The sequence below is a fragment of the Escherichia sp. KCJ4928 genome (assembly GCF_004352695.1).
In the GTDB taxonomy this organism is placed as follows: Bacteria; Pseudomonadota; Gammaproteobacteria; order Enterobacterales; family Enterobacteriaceae; genus ECMA0423.
On the sequence record NZ_SJWV01000880.1, the window covers coordinates 1 to 241 of the forward strand.

Sequence of the window (241 nt, forward strand, 5' to 3'; positions counted from 1 at the left end):
ACGCTCTCCCGGTGGCAGTGTCTGCTCTGCAAAAGACAGAACCCCCGAGGTGTATTTTTTCGCAAACGGCGTGGCATCGATGAGTTCCCGCACCTCTTCGGGAGCACCCCGCAGAACTCTCGCCCCTACCCGGTTACGCTCCCGGCCCAGCAGGTAATCAACCGGACCACTGCCACCGCCTTTTCCCCTGGCATGAAACTTAACTATCATCCCGTTCTCCCTGTTTACGGACCTCATCCCT

The 241-nt window shown here is 58.5% G+C and carries 1 pseudogene; it reads right to left on the reverse strand.

The features are described 5' to 3' along the window. Nucleotides 1-210: pseudogene (locus E0D98_RS27225) on the reverse strand (nuclease); the annotation flags it as partial. Nucleotides 211-241 lie beyond the last annotated feature (31 nt).